A 15011-nucleotide genomic window follows, 5' to 3' on the forward strand; every position below is an offset into this window, starting at 1 on the left:
CGTCAGGCGGGGGTGATCAGCGCACGGCGCTCCCACACCGCCGCCGAGACGCGGGCCAGCAGCCGGGCCGCCGGGTCGGTGCGGTCGCTGCCGTCGGCGAGCGGGCCGGTGTAGCAGACGGCGAGCAGGTAGGGCGGGCAGTCCGGCGGGTGCACCAGGCCCACGCAGTGCCGGGATCCGGCCACCCAGCCGTTCTTGAACGCGATGCGGGTGCCCGGCGGGAGTCCCGCCGCCAGGTCCACCCGGAAGTCGTTGCGCTCCAGGACGGCGAGCAGCTCCGGCTCGTCGGCGAGGGAGCGCAGCAGCCGGACCAGGTCCCGTGCGCTGACGCGGTTGTGGACGCCGGCCTCGCGCGCCGCGTAGTCCTCGATCCCGCGCGGGGTCGCGCTGCGCGTGGCCCCGGCGCGCCGCCAGACCTCGGCGACGGCCTGCTGGTCGGTCCGCGCCAGGCAGAGGTTGGTGGCGAGGTTCGAGGAGTGGGTGATCATGCGCTCGGCGAGCAGCCGCAGCGGCGCCCGGGTGCCGAGCAGCTCCCAGGGCAGCGGATCGCTGTCCCAGGCGGGGTCGTTGCCGAACTCCCCGCCCACGACGGACTCGAACCGGTTCACCACCGGGATCTGCGCGTCGAGGTCCGCCCCGCCGCGCACGAGCGCCGCGAGCACGGCCACCTTCATCGTGCTCGCCGCATCGTGCAGCTCGTCGGGCCGCCGGGCGAACACCGGCTCCGCCTGCCCCGCCCAGGGGGCCACCACCACAGACAGCATGGCGGAAGCGTAGTGCGTGAGCCGCTCAGCCGAACGACGGCCACCGGCCGGCGGCCCACTCCCGCCAGTCCGCCCACCCCACCGGCGGGTCGGCGACGCCGCTTGCCGCCAGCTCCACCGCGTCGGGCTCCTCGAAGTGGGCCCGCCCGTACAGGATGTCGGCCTCGGTCAGCGGGTACGTCTCGGCCGGGGTGGTCGCCCAGCGGTGGGCGATCCGCCGGCGCTGAGTCTCGTCGTCCACCGACAGGTACACCATGCGGAAGCACGCGCCCTCGGCCTCGGCCAGCCACCGGATGGCGGACCGCTCATCCCGGGACCAACAGCCGTAGTCCACCACCACGTTCGTCCCCAGCCGGAGGGCCTCCAGCGCGAGCCAGAGCATGCGCCCCTCCAGCACGTCGCGCTTCCCGTCCTCCTCGACCATGCCGAACAGGGGGATCAGCCAGTCGTCGGCCGTCAGCCGCAGCGCGCCGTGCTCCCCGGCGAGCCGCCGGGCCGTCGTGGTCTTCCCGGCCCCTGGCAGGCCGACCATCAGGAACAGTGTGGTCATCCCCGGATCGTCTCAGCGAAACCGGCCGCGCGGCGGGCAATTCACCCCGGGCCTCGCCGCTTTCGGCCAATTCCGACACCCTCCGTCCGGGCGTGGCGCCCGGACGGAGGGTCCGGCTCAGGAGGCGGTGGGCGTCGGCGAGGCCCCGAGGAGGGGCCACTCGCGGTGGTACGGGGGCAGGGGGAGCCTGCCCTCGATCACCGGGGTGCCGAAGATCTTCAGGTGGGCGAGCAGGGAGCCGTTGAGGTCCACGCCGCCGACCAGGGACCAACTGCCCTGGACCTGCGGGGCCTTGCCCGAGGAGTCCGCGACCAGCGAGCCCTCGGCGCGGGCGCTGACGTACGGGGCGACGCCCGCCTCGACGCCGACGGTGTCGTACAGGCCGAGGCTGACGTCGACGCCCAGGGCGGCGCGGACGGCGGCCCTGCCGGTGAGGCGCAGCTGCACCGGGGTGACCTTGGTGTCGGCGCTGGTGGTGGGCGTCCAGCCCTTGCCGCCGGTGTAGTCGGCGCGGACGGCCCACGTCCCGGCGGCGTCCTGCTCGGCCTCCAGGTGCACCTGGCCGTCGGCGCCGACCTCCAGGTAGCAGGTGAGGCCGAGGTTGACGACGACGGGCAGCCCGGCGACGGTCAGCACGGGGCTGGCCTGGAGCTTGGCGAAGGGCACCCGTACGGGCGCGGCGCCGGTGCCGCGCTTGGCGTCGCCGGTGACCTTCCAGTGGGCGTGGGCACCGAGGTCGAAGCCGACGGAGGCGGTGCGCGGGCTGCTCGCGGCGGCGCCGTGGTAGGCGAAGTGGACGGCCGGGTGGAGCTGGAGGGAGCCGGTGGCCTCCAGGCTGAGGCCGTCGGGCAGCGGAACGGGGGCCGAGAGGACGACCTCCAGGGTGCCGGAGGCGTCGGCCTTGACCCCGCCGGGGCCGTCCGCGCCGACGGTCGCCTTGAGGTCCTTGACCAGCGGGGTGACGGTGATGCCGTGCGGGTCCACGGGCACCTGCCCGTCGGCCTCGGTGGCGCCGAGCAGTTCGGGCAGCGTCGCGGGGCGGGTGGTGAGGGCGAGGCTGTCGCGGGCGGCGCCGGGCTTGACGCCGGTGACGGCGAGCAGGGCGCCCTGGGGTGCGGCGGAGGTGGGCGGGCTGGCGAGGAGCTGGCCGGGCCGGGCGGCCGTCGCGTCCCCGGAGCCGGTGAGGACGGCGGTTCCGGCGCCCGCGTCGTAGCCGGTGAGCTGGAGGTTCGCGGCGGTGGGGGTGACGGCGGCGCCGTCCTTGCCGGGGCTGCCGATCGCCGCCCGCTGCTCGCCCGCCGGGGCGACGGCGACGGTGCCGCTCTTCTCGGCCGCGGGGGGACGGCCTGCGGCGCTGCCGGCACTGCCGGGGCTTCCCGCGCTTCCGGCGCGGGCGCGGGGGCCGGTGGCGCCGGGGGCGACGGCGGCCGGACTGCCCCCGGCGGCGGTCGCGTCCGCGGCCGTGGCGGCGGGTTCGAGCGCGGTCGGCCCGGGCGCGGAGGGGTGGCCGCAGGCGGCCGTTCCGGCGAGGAGGAGGGTGGCGACGAAGACCGTGGTTATCGAAGACTTGAGCGAGGGTTTGAACACGCGCCGCCATGTTACTGATGGGGAATCAGTTTGTCGAAGCGAGTTCAAGGCGAGTTCAAGGCGAGTTCAAGGCGAGTGCCGGGCGAGTGCCGGGCGACTGTATGCGCAGGTCAGCCCAGGCGCGAGCCCGGCAGCGGCCCCGTCCCCAGCGGCCCGGCCCCGCCCGGCGCGGCCAGCTCCTCCAGGTACCGCGCCCGTGCCATCGGCCGCGCCCCGAGGCTGCGCACGTGCGGCCCGTCCCACTGCGCGTCCAGCAGCCGGCCCCCGGCAGCCCCCCACCGGGCGCCGAGGTCCGCCACGGCCACCCGCGCGGCGTCCGGGCGGCGCCCGACCATCGAGTCCAGGCTCAGCACCGCCCCGGCCGCCACCCCGAACACCCCGCCGACCAGCTCCTCCCCCTCCCACACTTCCCCGCTGTGCGCCTGCCCCCGGGCGTACAGATCCAGCAGCGCGGCCCGCAACTCCCCGGTGAGCCATGCGGGTTGGCGGCCCTCGGCGCAGGCCTCGACCACCTCCCCGAAGGCCCGGTCCGCGCTCGTCCACCACCCCAGCCGGTTCCGCAGCCGCCGCGCCAGCCGCCCGGGCACCCGCACCCCGCCGGGCTCCAGCACCGGCCGGGGATCGGGCGACCACCAGGCCAGCGCGTACGGGTCCTCGGCCGGGTCGCCGCCGGGCAGCAGCGCGATCTCCCCGGCGGCGACGGCCCGTTCGTACCGCGCCTCGGCGTACGCGGCGGCGAACACGTCGGCCGCCGGGAGCGGGAACAGCCCCCGCCGGTACGCCTCCAACAGCTCCCCCGCCCCCAGCCGCCCGCCGAAGGCCACCGGGGCGTCCCCGGGCGCCCGCCCGGTCTCCAGCCCGGCGAACAGGGCGGTCACCTCGGCTCCCCCAGCATGCCGTCCTCCGCCATCCTCCTCAGGTAGTGGTCGAGCAACGCCCCGTCCACGTGCGGCAGTTCGACGCCGCTGCCCGCCAGCAGGGTGTCCGTGTTCTCCCGGTCGAACTTCGGGAACGGCGGCCGGAAGTACAGCTCGCTGATGCTCAGCTCCCCGCCCGGCGCCCGGTCCACGAACAGCGGGACGAAGGGCGCGATCGGGTGCATGGGGTGCCCGGCGGCGAAGCGGACGAGGTGGTGCACCCAGTCCTCGTACGGGAGTTCGGCGATCCGGTGCCCGTGCGACCGCAGCCGGGCCGCCAGCTCGGGGAGGGTGGCGGGCGAGGGCGAGGTGAGGTGGTAGACCTCGCCGTCCGCCGGGGCGTGGGCGGCGATGTGGGCGACGGCCTGGGCGAAGCGGTCGGCCGGGACGAAGTCGAGCGGCAGCCGCACGTCCGGGTAGGTGCCGCTGTCGGCGAAGTAGGCGATCAGGGCGCAGAGTTCGGTGCCGGGGTTCATCGCCCCGCTGGCGAGGTCCCCCGTGACGTCGTTGGTCCGCAGCACGGTGACGGGCAGCCCGGCGGCGGCCGCCTCGTGCAGCAGCTGCTCGGCCACCCACTTGCTCTCCACGTACCCGACACCGAGCCGCTCGGGGTAGGCCAGCGGCGTGCGCTCGCTGACCTCCGGGACCCCGGCCGCGCCGAATCCGGCGATCACGGCGAGCGTGGAGAGGTAGTGCACCGGCACGCCCCGGCTGTGCCCGGCGAGGCAGACGACCTCCCGCGTCCCCGCCACGTTGGCGGAGCTCAACTGGCGGTACGGGTAGAGGAAGTTGACCTGCCCGCCCAGGTGGTGGACGGCGTCGAGGTGCTCCGCAAGCCAGGCGTACGTCCCCTCGGACAGCCCCAGCCGGGGCGCGGTGAGGTCCCCGACCAGCGGCACCACCCGGGGGTCGAGCAGGTCGTGGCGCAGATACCGCTGCTGGGCGGAGCGCAGCCGCTCCAGGGCGTGCTCCTCGTCCGGCGCGCGCACCAGGCAGTGGACGCGGGCCCGGGTGGTGGCGAGCAGCGCGTGCAGCAGGTGGGCCCCGCAGAACCCGGTGGCGCCGGTGAGCAGGATCTCGACGGGGTCGGCGCGGCTGGGGGCGGGGTTCCAGGACTGCCGTACGGGGACGTCCAGGCGGGCCTCGTGCGCCCAGTCCACGGCCTCGGCGGCCGGTTCCGCCCCGGCGAGGGCGGCGGCGAAGGCGCGCAGGCGCGGATCGCCGAGCAGGGCCCGGGTGAGGGAGCGGACGGCGCCGACGGGGAAGCCGAAGACGATCCGGGCGCGCGCGAGCATCTCCATGGCGAGCAGCGAGGTGCCTCCGAGGGCGAAGAAGTCGTCCTCGGGGCCGACGCGTTCGACGGTGAGCAGCTCGGCCCACAGCTGCCCGAGCGCCGCCTCCCGGGCGTCCGCCGGGCTGCCGTCGGCGCGCGGGGCCGGGGCCGCCTCGGGGAGCCGCCGCCGGTCGATCTTCCCGGCGGGCGTGAGCGGCATCGCCTCCAGGGCCGTGAACGCGGCCGGGACGAGGTAGGAGGGCAGCCGCTCCGCGAGGTAGGCCCGCAGGTCCTCGCCCCGGGCGCCGCCCGTGTAGTAGGCGGTGAGGGTGCGCGAGCCGTCGGGGGCCGTGCCGTCCGCCGCCACGCGCGCCTGGCGCACCTGCGGGTGCCCGGCGAGGACGGCCTCGATCTCGGCCGGGTCGACCCGGTGGCCGAGGACCTTCACCTGGTCGTCGAAGCGCCCGAGGATCTCCAGCCGCCCGTCCGCGCGCCAGCGCCCGGCGTCCCCGGTGCGGTACATCCGCTCGCCGGGGCCGGGGGCGTACGGGTCGGGCAGGAACGATTCGGCGGTGAGGCCGGGGCTGCGCCAGTAGCCCCGGGCGAGGCCGGGCCCGGCGAGGTGGATCTGGCCCTTCTCGCCGGGGCGCACGGGGTTCAGCGAGGCGTCCAGCACGTGCACCCGCACCCCCGGCAGGGGCCGCCCGATCGGCACCGGCGCGACGGGCCCGGCGGCGGCCAGCACCTCGGGCGTGAGCTCGCAGAGCGTGGAGGTGACGGCCGCCTCGGTGACGCCGTACGCGTTGAGCAGCCGCACGCCGGGCAGCCGGGCGAGGCCCTCGCGGCAGTCGTCGGCGTGCACCGCGTCCCCGCCGACGACGACCAGCCGCAGGCCGTCCGGGGCGCGGCCGGCGGGCGGCAGCAGGCCCAGCAGCTGGTGCCAGTAGGCGGGCGTGAGGTCCACCACCGACAACCCGCCCAGCAGCGGGGCGAGTTCGGTCGGCGCCCAGGTCGGCGCCCCGCCCGGGACGAGCGTCGCCCCGGCGATCAGCGGCGCGAAGACCTGCTCCAGCGCGGTGTCGAAGCCCAGCGCGGCCAGCTGCGACACCGCGTCGCCGGGCGCGAGCCCGTACGCCTCGACCACCCGTTCCAGGGTGAACAGCAGCGCCCCGTGGGCGACGGCGACGCCCTTGGGGTGGCCGGTGGTGCCCGAGGTGTAGATCAGGTACGCGAGGCCGTCCGGCCCGACGGCGGCGGGCGCAGCCTCTCCCGCCTCCGTGGGCGCCACCTCCGCCACCCCCGGGAAGGCGCCACCCTCCGTGACCACCACCCGCGCCCCGCAGTCCTCCACCAGCCCCACCAGCCGCCGCCTCGGGCTCCCCGGGTCCAGCGGCAGCAGCGCCCCGCCCGCCTTGAGCACCGCCAGCCAGGCCGCCACCAGCGCGGGCCCGCGCTCCAGCAGGACGGGCACCACCTGCTCGGGCCCGACCCCGCGCTCGCGCAGGGCGCCGGCCAACCGGTCGCTCCACGCGTCGAGTTCTCCGTAACTCAGCGTGGCCGCCGCATCCTCGACGGCGACGGCCTGCGGCGCCCGGGCCGCCTGCGCACGGAACCGCCCGACGACCGTCTCCCCGGCCGCGCCCGCATCCACAGTGGCCCCGGGGAGCCCCAACTCCCCCGGCCGCCACACCCGCTCCACGTACGCCCGGCAGTCCGCCGGGGAGGCCGGCCCGTGCACCCGCCGCCACCCCTCGGGCACCTCGGGCACGCCCGGCCCGCCGGGCCAGAGCGCGTACCGACCGTGGCCGTCGACGACCACGGCGTGATGCCCGGGGCCGGGCTCCGCCTCCGTGCCCCGTGCGCTGTCTGCTGCTGCGTCCACCGGCTTGACCTCGTGCTGTGGCGGCAGAATGCTGGGAGTGCGACATTTCCGACTATACGCACTCACGGCCCAGGAGGACGCCCGGCCACCGAACCCCCGGGCGCCCCTCCCCGTACGCCCGTGCCCGACCAACCCCTCGCCCGAACTCCCCCGCCCGAGCGGCCGGGTGAAGTCGCGGAGGAGGTAGCATCGTTGACCCGTCGGCGCCGACGCCTGATGACCGGTTACCTGATCTGGATGGTGCTGTTCACCGGCGTCTACTACCTCAACCCGGCTCAACGCATCATCTGGTGGACGGGCATCGGCCTCGGCGGCGTCGCCGCCATCGTCGTCGGCGTCCGGCTCAACCGGCCCGCGCACGCCCGCTGCTGGTACCTGCTGGCGCTCGCCAACCTGAGCTTCACCGCGGGCGAGGTCGTCCAGGCCGTCCAACTGGACATCCTGCACCGCCCCAACCCGTTCCCCTCCGCCGCCGACGCCCTCTACCTGGGCGAGTACGTCCTGTACGCGGCCGGGCTGCTCGGCTTCCTGCGCCGGCGCACGGCCCGTCAGGACCGCGCCGGCCTGCTCGACGCGCTGATCCCCACCATCGGGCTGGCCCTGCTCTCCTGGATCTACCTGATCCTCCCGTACGCCCGCAACGAGGACCTCTCCTGGCTGCAGAAGGCCGTCTCGATCGCCTACCCCCTGGGCGACGTCGTCGTCCTCGCGCTGATCCTGCGCCTGCTCACCCCGCGCGGCGGCAAGTCCCGCTCCCTGCACCTGCTCGTCCTCGGCTCCGTCGGCCTGCTCGTCGCCGACGTGCTGTACGGGCTGATCCAGCTGCACGGCACCTGGCACATCGGCGGGCCGGTCGAGCTGGGCTGGGCGCTGTACTACACGGCCTGGGGCGCGGCGGCCCTGCACCCCTCGATGGTCGAGGTCACCAAACCGGTGCCGACCCAGCACCCCGACCCCGGCCCGGCCCGCTTCGCCCTGCTCACCCTCGCCTCGCTGATCGCCCCCGCCATCCTGATCATCGAGTCCCTGGCCGGGAACACCGGCAACGCGGGCGTCATCGGCGCCTTCTCCGCCGTGCTCTACCTGCTCGTCCTCGCCCGCCTCGCCGTCGTCGCGGTGGACCGGCGCCAGGCCGTGGCCCGGGAGCGGGCGCTGCGCGAGGCCGGCGCGCGGCTGACGGCCGCCGTCACGGTGGAGGAGGTCGCGGACGCGGTGCAGGAGGCCGCCTCCACCCTGATGCCCGCCGAGGCCGGGCACGTCGCCCTGCTGGCCGTCTCCGAGGGCGGCGTGCTGCACGTCCGGCACGCCGAGCGCGGCGCGGCCCGCCACGAGCCGGGCGCCACGGAGGACGAGGTCCTCGCCCTGTCCGCCCACCGCGAGACCGTCCTGCTGCCCGTCCGGGAGATCGGCAGCGACCTCGCCGCCCGCCTCGACGGCATGCCCGCCGCCCTGCTCTGCCCGCTCGCCCTCGCCGAGCGCCCCTCCGGGGACCCGCTGATCGGCACGCTGATCGTCACCGGCACCGAGATGGAGCTGACGGGCCTGTGGAGCTCCCTGGAGATCCTCGCCGCGCAGGCCGCCCTGGCCGTCGAGCGCGTGGTGCTGAGCCGGGAGGTCACCCGCCGCAACAGCGAGCTGTACTTCCGCGCCCTGGTGCAGAACGCCGGGGACGTCATCCTGATCCTCGACGAGGACGACGGCGTGCGCTACGCCTCCTCCTCCGCCGACCGCGTCCTCGGCTACCCGGCGCTGGACGGGCGGCCGTTCACCGACCTCGTCCCGCCGGAGGACAGCCGGGCCGTCGGCAAGGCGCTGGCCCGGATGCGGGGGCCCGTGGAGCCGCCGCCGGGCCGTGAGCAGGCACGCGAACAGCCCCGTGAGCAGCCGCGCGAGCAGCCCCGCGAGCACTGGCGGCTGCTGCGCCAGGACGGGACGCCGATCGAGGCCGAGGTCCGCCACACCGATCTGCGCGCCGACCCGACCGTCGAGGGCCTCGTCCTCACCCTGCGTGACGTCACCGAGCAGCGCCAGATGGAGCGCGAGCTGACCCACCGCGCCTTCCACGACTCCCTCACCGGCCTCGCCAACCGCGTCCTGTTCTCCGACCGGGTCGGCCACGCGCTCTCCCGGGGCGAGCGCAGCGGGGCCGTCACCGGGGTGCTGTTCATCGACCTCGACGACTTCAAAATGGTCAACGACACCCAGGGCCACGCCGTCGGAGACGAGCTGCTGGTCGCCGTCTCGCTACGGATCTCCACCGCGCTGCGCAGCTCCGACACGGCCGCCCGCCTCGGCGGCGACGAGTTCGCGGTGCTCGTCGAGGACGCGTACGCGCCCGCCGACGTGGACGCCATCGCGGACGTGGTCCTCGCGGTGTTCGCCGAGCCGTTCAAGCTGCGCGCAGGCGCCGTACGGGTCGGCGCGAGCATCGGGGTCGCGACGACGGAGGACAGCGTGGACGCGGCCGAGCTGCTCACCCACGCCGACCTGGCCCTCTACGCGGCGAAGGCGGCCGGCCGCCGCCAGTGGCGCCACTACCGCCCGGCGCTGCAGGCGGGGCTGGTGGAGCGGCACGAGCTGAACGAGAACCTGGACGAGGCGATCGCCGAATCCGCCTTCCAGCTGTACTACCAGCCGATCGTCGACCTGCGCTCGGGCGGGCTGGTCGCCTTCGAGGCCCTGGTCCGCTGGCCCCACGACCGGCGCGGCATGGTGCTGCCCGACGAGTTCATCTCCCTCGCGGAGGAGAGCGGCCAGATCGTCCCCCTCGGCGCCTGGGTCCTCGAACGCGCCGCCCAGGAGGCCGCCGCCTGGCAGGCCGCCACGCCGCGCGCGGTGCCGCTGCGGGTCAACGTCAACGTCTCGGCGCGGCAGTTCCGCGACCCGGGCTTCGTCGAGGTCGTGCGCCACGCCCTCGACGCCTCCGGCATCCCGCCGACCTCCCTCGTCCTGGAGCTCACCGAGTCCGTGCTGATGCGCCACGACGACCGCGTCCGCGCCGACATGGCGACGCTGACGGGCCTGGGCGTCGCCCTCGCCATCGACGACTTCGGCACCGGGTACTCGTCGCTGTCCTACCTCCGCGAGTTCCCGATCTCCCTGCTCAAGATCGACAAGTCCTTCATCGACGGCCTCGGCCACTCCCCCCAGCAGGACGCCCTCGTCGAGGGCATCACCCGCATCGCCGACACCCTGGACGTCCAGGTCATCGCCGAGGGCATCGAACACCCCGCCCAACGCGACCGCCTCGCCGCCATGGGCTGCCCCCTCGGCCAGGGCTACCTCTTCGCCCACCCCCTCACCCCCGCCCAGGCCCGCACCTTCACCCCGCCCTACTGGACGGCCACCCCGTGAGGATGCGCGGGGTCCAGCGGGCAGTAGTAGAGCTGGAGGTCGTTGCTACGCCCGATCGTGACGCCGACCTGTTCCTCGTCGCCCCCGATCGTCAGCAGGGGCCTCATCCGCTCACCGCACTCCTCGCACCACATCGGCCACGGGTCCATAGAACTCCACGGCCCCCAGCCCATCGCCTTCCACCCGGACGTCACCGCCAGCTCGCACTGGTAGTACGCCCGGGCACTCTCCACGTCCGAATACACCGGAGAGGCACCGACGAACTCCCGCGCGCACCAGTCCCCGATCCGCTCCCTCAGCCCCTCCTCCAGCTCCAGCGGCGCCGGGTACTCCGTCACCACCTCGGGGCGCACCACGCACGGTTCCGGCACGTAGCCGCCGTGGTCCGTCACATCCGCCGGCACCGGAGGCTCGGCCGCCACCTCTCCGACCGCCGCCGATGAGCGCCACACCACCCTCGTCGCCGGCGCCCAGTCCGGATCGTGCTCCAGCGGGCACCACAACACCTGGAGGACGTCGGCCCCTTCCGGCCACGGCAACAGCGGGACGTCCCGCGCGTACAGCTGCGCCACCGGCAGCATCGCGTTCGGCTGCCCGCTCGACAGGTGCCCCTCGAACGTCGCCTCAAGCGCCGCGTCCTGCTCCGGCGTGCGCCCCGTGACCTCGTACAGCGCCCGCCGCAGCCGCACGTCCGCGACCGTCACCGGCAACTCCGGGTCCGGATGGGGACCTTCACACACCGGCCAGGGCTCCCCCGTCGGCCACAGCAACGCCCCACCCACCGAGCTGTCCCCCACCCCCGGGTCCCCGCTCCGGGGGCACAGGCGTACGGCCTGCCGCGCCAGCGTCCCGAGCTCCGGGAAGACGGCGGCGACATCCGCTTTCTCCATCGGGGCGACGTGCTCCATCGAACCTCCCGTGATCATCGACCGGTCACCGGACCATAGCCCCGACCACCGTCAACACCCCGGCTCAGAGCCACTCCGCCAGGTCCTCAGCGGCCTCGCGGACCGCCGGGTCCTCGCTCGCGGCGGCGCGGTCGACGAGGTGCCGCAGCGCCTCCACGTCCCGGATGTACCAGAGCAGTTCGCCCAGCCTGCGCCACTCGTCCTCGTCCGCCGTCGGCAGGTGGCCCTCGACGATCCGCCGGATCTCCAGGCGGTTCTCCTCGCTCCACGACGCCCGCTCCAGCGCCTGCTTCGCCGCCAAGGCCGTCCGGACGCTCAGCACGCGCCCGACCAACTGCTCCGTCAACAGCGGAACGTCGTCCGACAGGTGACCGAGGAACGAGAGCGCGTGCACCGCGCTCACGCCGTCCGCCCGCAGCGCCTCGGAGAGCACCTCGGCGCGGGCGGAGGCCTGTTGGTGGAACGCCGCCCGCGCCCTGACGGCCTCCCCCTCGGCCGCCACCACCGCGTCCCACAGCTCCCGGTCCTCCGGTGTGATCCCCACGCGGCCCACCCCCTTCGTAGGCATCCATTCCACCACGGGCCGCAGGGCCATGAACGACGAGGAGTGGGAAGTCGGCCGGGCCGACTTCCCACTCCTCGCGCGCTCAGCCGGATCAGACTCCCAGCAGCGCCTTCGCGGCCAGGATCACCGGGACGCCCACCTCGCCGACCAGGGCGGCGATTCCGGTGATGCGCTGCACCAGGCCGCGCAGGCGCTCGGCCGAGGTCTCCGTGGCGATCGAGCCGGCCGCCCTGTCCACCTCCGCCCGGTCGTTGGCGCCCAGGTGCGGGCGCAGCCTCTCGATCTCCCGCAGGAGGACCTCGATGGGGGGCTCCTGCGCCGTGCTGCCGAGACCCTTGCCGCCGATCACGACGTTACCGGAGCCGGAGTTCACGACCTTGCCCGTGTTCCCCTGGCCGTACTGGTTGATCTGGTCTCCGGTCATGTTTTCTCGACACCCCCGTTGTTCACGATCTTGCCGATGTTGTCCCGGCCGTACTGGTTGATCACGTCGCCCTGTTGGATGGCGTGGGCCACGTTGATGACGGTCTGCGCGACGTCGGGGTGGCCGATCGCCTTGGTGATCTCCCTGACCAGTTCCTGGATCTCCTCCTGCTGCGTCGACCAGAGGGCGTGGCGCTGGGTGCCGGAGGTGTTGAGGACGAGGCCGTACACCGGGGGCGTCTGAAGTGCCTTGACCAGCCGCCAGACCAGGAGCGCCTCGCCGACCAGCAGGACGACGGTTCCCAGGTTGCCGACGACGGCGGCGAAGATGCCGCCCAGGATGAGCCAGCCGATGCTCCGGAGGATGAACTTCCTCCATGCGAGGCCCTTGTCCACGGTCAGTTCCCTCAGACCGACATGGGAGATGTTGCGCAGCGGATAGGCCTCGCCGCCGATCCACAGAACGCCTTCGTTGATGGTTACTTGGGCCGCCAAGGGACCCTCCTGCCCACTCACGAACGATGAGGTCTCAAGCGTACCGAGTCTGACAGGAAAGAGAGATGGACGTCACATTAATTTCCATTGCCCTGGACAGGCCGATGTGGCATGAGACATGACGAATCGTCAGACGTGCGATGTCAGTGACGGGTGATACGCAGGAGGCCCCAGGAGGAGCAGGAGAGGAAGCCATGAGCCGCCTGATCGTCGCGATGCAGACGTCCATCGACGGGTACGTCGACAGCAGCGTGCCCGACTCCCGCTGGCAGCAGTGGGGTTGGGGCCCGGACTGGCCGTGGAGCGCTGATCTGCGCGCGGACTACAACGCGCTGTTCGCGGGCACCTCCGGCATCCTCCTCAGCCGCCCGATGGTCGACGAGGGATACCTGGGCCACTGGTCCCGCATGGCCGCGCTGCATCCCGCCGACGCCGACTGGGAGTTCAGCCGCCGCATCGGCGAGCTGCCGAAGTTCGTCGCCTGCCGCGCAGACCTCCCCGCGCGGGAATGGCCCCGCACCGCCGTCCTCACCGGCGGGCTGCGCGAGACGGTGCCGAAGGCCCTGGAGGCAGCCGGCGGGGACGTGCTGTGCTTCGGCGGGGCGGGCTTCGTCGCCGCCCTCCTCGAAGCCGATCTCGTCGACGAGCTGCGCCTGTTCACCAACCCCGGCTTCGCGGGCGCGGGCCGCAGCGTCTTCGGCCCCACCCTCGCCTCCCGCGTCTTCCGGGCCACGGCCGCCACCACCTACGACTGCGGCATCGCCCAACTCGCCTTCAGCCGACGGTAGTCGAGCCCGCCACGTGACGCCGGCCCCAGGCGCCCAGTGGCGCCAGCGCCTCGTTGAGCCGCCGCCCCGAGTCCGTCAGCGCGTACTCGACGCGGGGCGGCACCTCCTCGTACGCCTCCCGGTGCACGATCCCGTCCGCCTCCAGCTCCCGCAGGTGCGCGGCGAGGACCTTCTCGGTGATCCCCGGCACCAGCCGCCGGAGTTCGCCGAACCGGCAGTGCGGCCGCTCGGAGAGCGCCCAGATGACCAGCACCTTCCACTTGCCGCCGATGACCTCCATCGCGGCGTCGATCCCGCACACGTGCGTACCCGCCGCACCGCCCGGCCTCGGCACGGTCGCCATCGCCCCACCCCTTCCGACCTCGTCGCTCACCTCAGGGTAACCACCCACTCCGAAGTGCGTACTTGATCACGCTCGGCCGCCCGCCGAGGCTGAAGCACATGCCAACGAACACCGCGAAGACCCCGCTCACCCTCCTCGGCCTGGGCTCCATGGGCACCGCCCTCGGCCGCGCCTGGCTCGCCGCCGGCCACCCCCTGACCGTCTGGAACCGCACCGCCTCCCGCGCCGAAGGCCTTCCCGTAGAGGTCGCGGCGACCGCCGCCGAGGCCGTCGCCGCCAACCGCCTGGTCGTCGTCTGCCTCCTCGACGACGACTCCGTGGAGAAGACCCTCGCCGAGGCCGACCTGCGCGGCAAGGACCTCGTCAACCTGGTCACCAGCACCCCCGCCCGGGCCCGCGCCCGCGCCACCTGGGCCGAAGAGCGTGGCGCCCGCTACCTGGACGGCGGCATCATGGCCGTCCCCCCGATGATCGGCGTCCCCGCCGCCGGGCCGTACGTGTTCTACAGCGGCTCGCAGGCCCTCTTCGAGGAGCACCGCGACACCCTCGCCGCCCCGGCCGACGCCCGCTACGTGGGCCCCGACGCCGGGCACGCGGCCCTGCACGACGTGGCGTTGCTCAGCGCGATGTACGGCATGTTCGCGGGCGTCTCCCACGCCTACGCCCTGGTGCGCGGCGAGGGCATCGCGCCGACCTCCCTGGCCCCGCTGCTCACCAACTGGCTGGCGGCGATGGCCGGTTCCATCGAGGGCACCGCCCGGCGCCTGGAGAGCGGCGACTACACGACGGGCGTGGTCTCCAACCTCGCCATGCAGGTCGCGGGCAAGGCCACCCTGCTGGGCACCGCCGAGGAGCAGGGAGTGAGCACCGAACTCCTGCTCCCCTACTTCGACCTGATGGAGCGTCGCCTCGCCGGAGGTGCCGTCGAGGAGGACCTCACGGGCCTCGTGGACCTCCTGCGCGGCTGACCGGGAACGGGCAGAACCGCCCGCCCCGCCGCGATCGGCGGGGCGGGCGGTTCCGTCGTCACGCCTGGCCGATGTACTCCGACGGGGAGAACACCTTGCCGTACCAGACCCCGTCGATCACCAGCGAACCCTGCGCCTGCGCGTACCCGCCGGCGCCGATCCAACGCATGAACACGACACGCATGGAACTCGTG

The 15011-nt window shown here is 74.3% G+C and carries 14 protein-coding genes; 3 read left to right on the forward strand and 11 right to left on the reverse strand.

Annotation, left to right across the window (positions count from 1 at the left end):
- Positions 1–2: 2 nt before the first annotated feature.
- From ACIRRS_RS03545 to ACIRRS_RS03565, 5 genes are all read right to left on the reverse strand, one after another.
- On the reverse strand, positions 3–764 hold the full coding sequence (locus ACIRRS_RS03545) for a serine hydrolase (protein ID WP_402964354.1): 762 nt from the start codon (positions 762–764) through the stop codon (positions 3–5).
- Positions 765–789: 25 nt separating this feature from the next.
- A complete protein-coding gene (locus ACIRRS_RS03550; protein WP_402964357.1) occupies positions 790–1314 on the reverse strand; it encodes an AAA family ATPase in 525 nt (174 codons plus the stop codon).
- A gap of 117 nt (positions 1315–1431) precedes the next feature.
- Positions 1432–2901 carry a hypothetical protein gene (locus ACIRRS_RS03555; protein ID WP_402964360.1) on the reverse strand — a complete coding sequence of 490 codons (1470 nt, stop codon included), beginning with the start codon at positions 2899–2901 and terminating at the stop codon, positions 1432–1434.
- A 110-nt stretch (positions 2902–3011) separates the two neighbouring features.
- Positions 3012–3779 carry a leucyl/phenylalanyl-tRNA--protein transferase gene (locus ACIRRS_RS03560; protein ID WP_402964363.1) on the reverse strand — a complete coding sequence of 256 codons (768 nt, stop codon included), beginning with the start codon at positions 3777–3779 and terminating at the stop codon, positions 3012–3014.
- On the reverse strand, positions 3776–6973 hold the full coding sequence (locus ACIRRS_RS03565) for an amino acid adenylation domain-containing protein (RefSeq protein ID WP_402964366.1): 3198 nt from the start codon (positions 6971–6973) through the stop codon (positions 3776–3778). The genes ACIRRS_RS03560 and ACIRRS_RS03565 overlap by 4 nt, the downstream gene beginning before the upstream one ends.
- A gap of 192 nt (positions 6974–7165) precedes the next feature.
- Here ACIRRS_RS03565 and ACIRRS_RS03570 point away from each other — a divergent pair, with 192 nt between their 5' ends.
- A complete protein-coding gene (locus ACIRRS_RS03570) occupies positions 7166–10327 on the forward strand; it encodes a putative bifunctional diguanylate cyclase/phosphodiesterase (RefSeq protein ID WP_402964369.1) in 3162 nt (1053 codons plus the stop codon).
- On the opposite strand, the gene ACIRRS_RS03575 is transcribed toward ACIRRS_RS03570, so the two are convergent.
- The 4 genes from ACIRRS_RS03575 to ACIRRS_RS03590 form a co-directional block, all read right to left on the reverse strand.
- Positions 10306–11217, reverse strand: coding sequence for a hypothetical protein (locus ACIRRS_RS03575; RefSeq protein WP_402964372.1), 912 nt, complete (start codon positions 11215–11217; stop codon positions 10306–10308). The genes ACIRRS_RS03570 and ACIRRS_RS03575 overlap by 22 nt on opposite strands.
- 82 nt (positions 11218–11299) lie before the next feature.
- Positions 11300–11779: a hypothetical protein gene (locus ACIRRS_RS03580; RefSeq protein ID WP_402964375.1), complete on the reverse strand. Its 480-nt coding sequence runs from the start codon at positions 11777–11779 to the stop codon at positions 11300–11302.
- 112 nt (positions 11780–11891) lie between these two features.
- Positions 11892–12224 carry a hypothetical protein gene (locus ACIRRS_RS03585; RefSeq protein ID WP_402964378.1) on the reverse strand — a complete coding sequence of 111 codons (333 nt, stop codon included), beginning with the start codon at positions 12222–12224 and terminating at the stop codon, positions 11892–11894.
- Positions 12221–12718 carry a DUF6232 family protein gene (locus ACIRRS_RS03590; RefSeq protein WP_402964381.1) on the reverse strand — a complete coding sequence of 166 codons (498 nt, stop codon included), beginning with the start codon at positions 12716–12718 and terminating at the stop codon, positions 12221–12223. Before ACIRRS_RS03590 ends, ACIRRS_RS03585 begins: the two co-directional genes overlap by 4 nt.
- A gap of 194 nt (positions 12719–12912) precedes the next feature.
- Here ACIRRS_RS03590 and ACIRRS_RS03595 point away from each other — a divergent pair, with 194 nt between their 5' ends.
- A complete protein-coding gene (locus ACIRRS_RS03595; RefSeq protein ID WP_402964384.1) occupies positions 12913–13506 on the forward strand; it encodes a dihydrofolate reductase family protein in 594 nt (197 codons plus the stop codon).
- Here ACIRRS_RS03595 and ACIRRS_RS03600 read toward each other — a convergent pair.
- Positions 13493–13849 carry a winged helix-turn-helix transcriptional regulator gene (locus ACIRRS_RS03600; RefSeq protein WP_402964387.1) on the reverse strand — a complete coding sequence of 119 codons (357 nt, stop codon included), beginning with the start codon at positions 13847–13849 and terminating at the stop codon, positions 13493–13495. The genes ACIRRS_RS03595 and ACIRRS_RS03600 overlap by 14 nt on opposite strands.
- A gap of 98 nt (positions 13850–13947) precedes the next feature.
- Here ACIRRS_RS03600 and ACIRRS_RS03605 point away from each other — a divergent pair, with 98 nt between their 5' ends.
- Positions 13948–14817 (forward strand): NAD(P)-dependent oxidoreductase, encoded by an 870-nt coding sequence (locus tag ACIRRS_RS03605; RefSeq protein WP_402964390.1) that lies wholly within the window; start codon positions 13948–13950, stop codon positions 14815–14817.
- Between the two features lie 58 nt (positions 14818–14875).
- Here the strand turns inward: ACIRRS_RS03605 and ACIRRS_RS03610 are convergent, their stop codons facing one another.
- Positions 14876–15001, reverse strand: coding sequence for a hypothetical protein (locus ACIRRS_RS03610; protein WP_402964393.1), 126 nt, complete (start codon positions 14999–15001; stop codon positions 14876–14878).
- Positions 15002–15011 lie beyond the last annotated feature (10 nt).

This window comes from Kitasatospora sp. NPDC101183 (assembly GCF_044767945.1).
In the GTDB taxonomy this organism is placed as follows: Bacteria; Actinomycetota; Actinomycetes; order Streptomycetales; family Streptomycetaceae; genus Kitasatospora.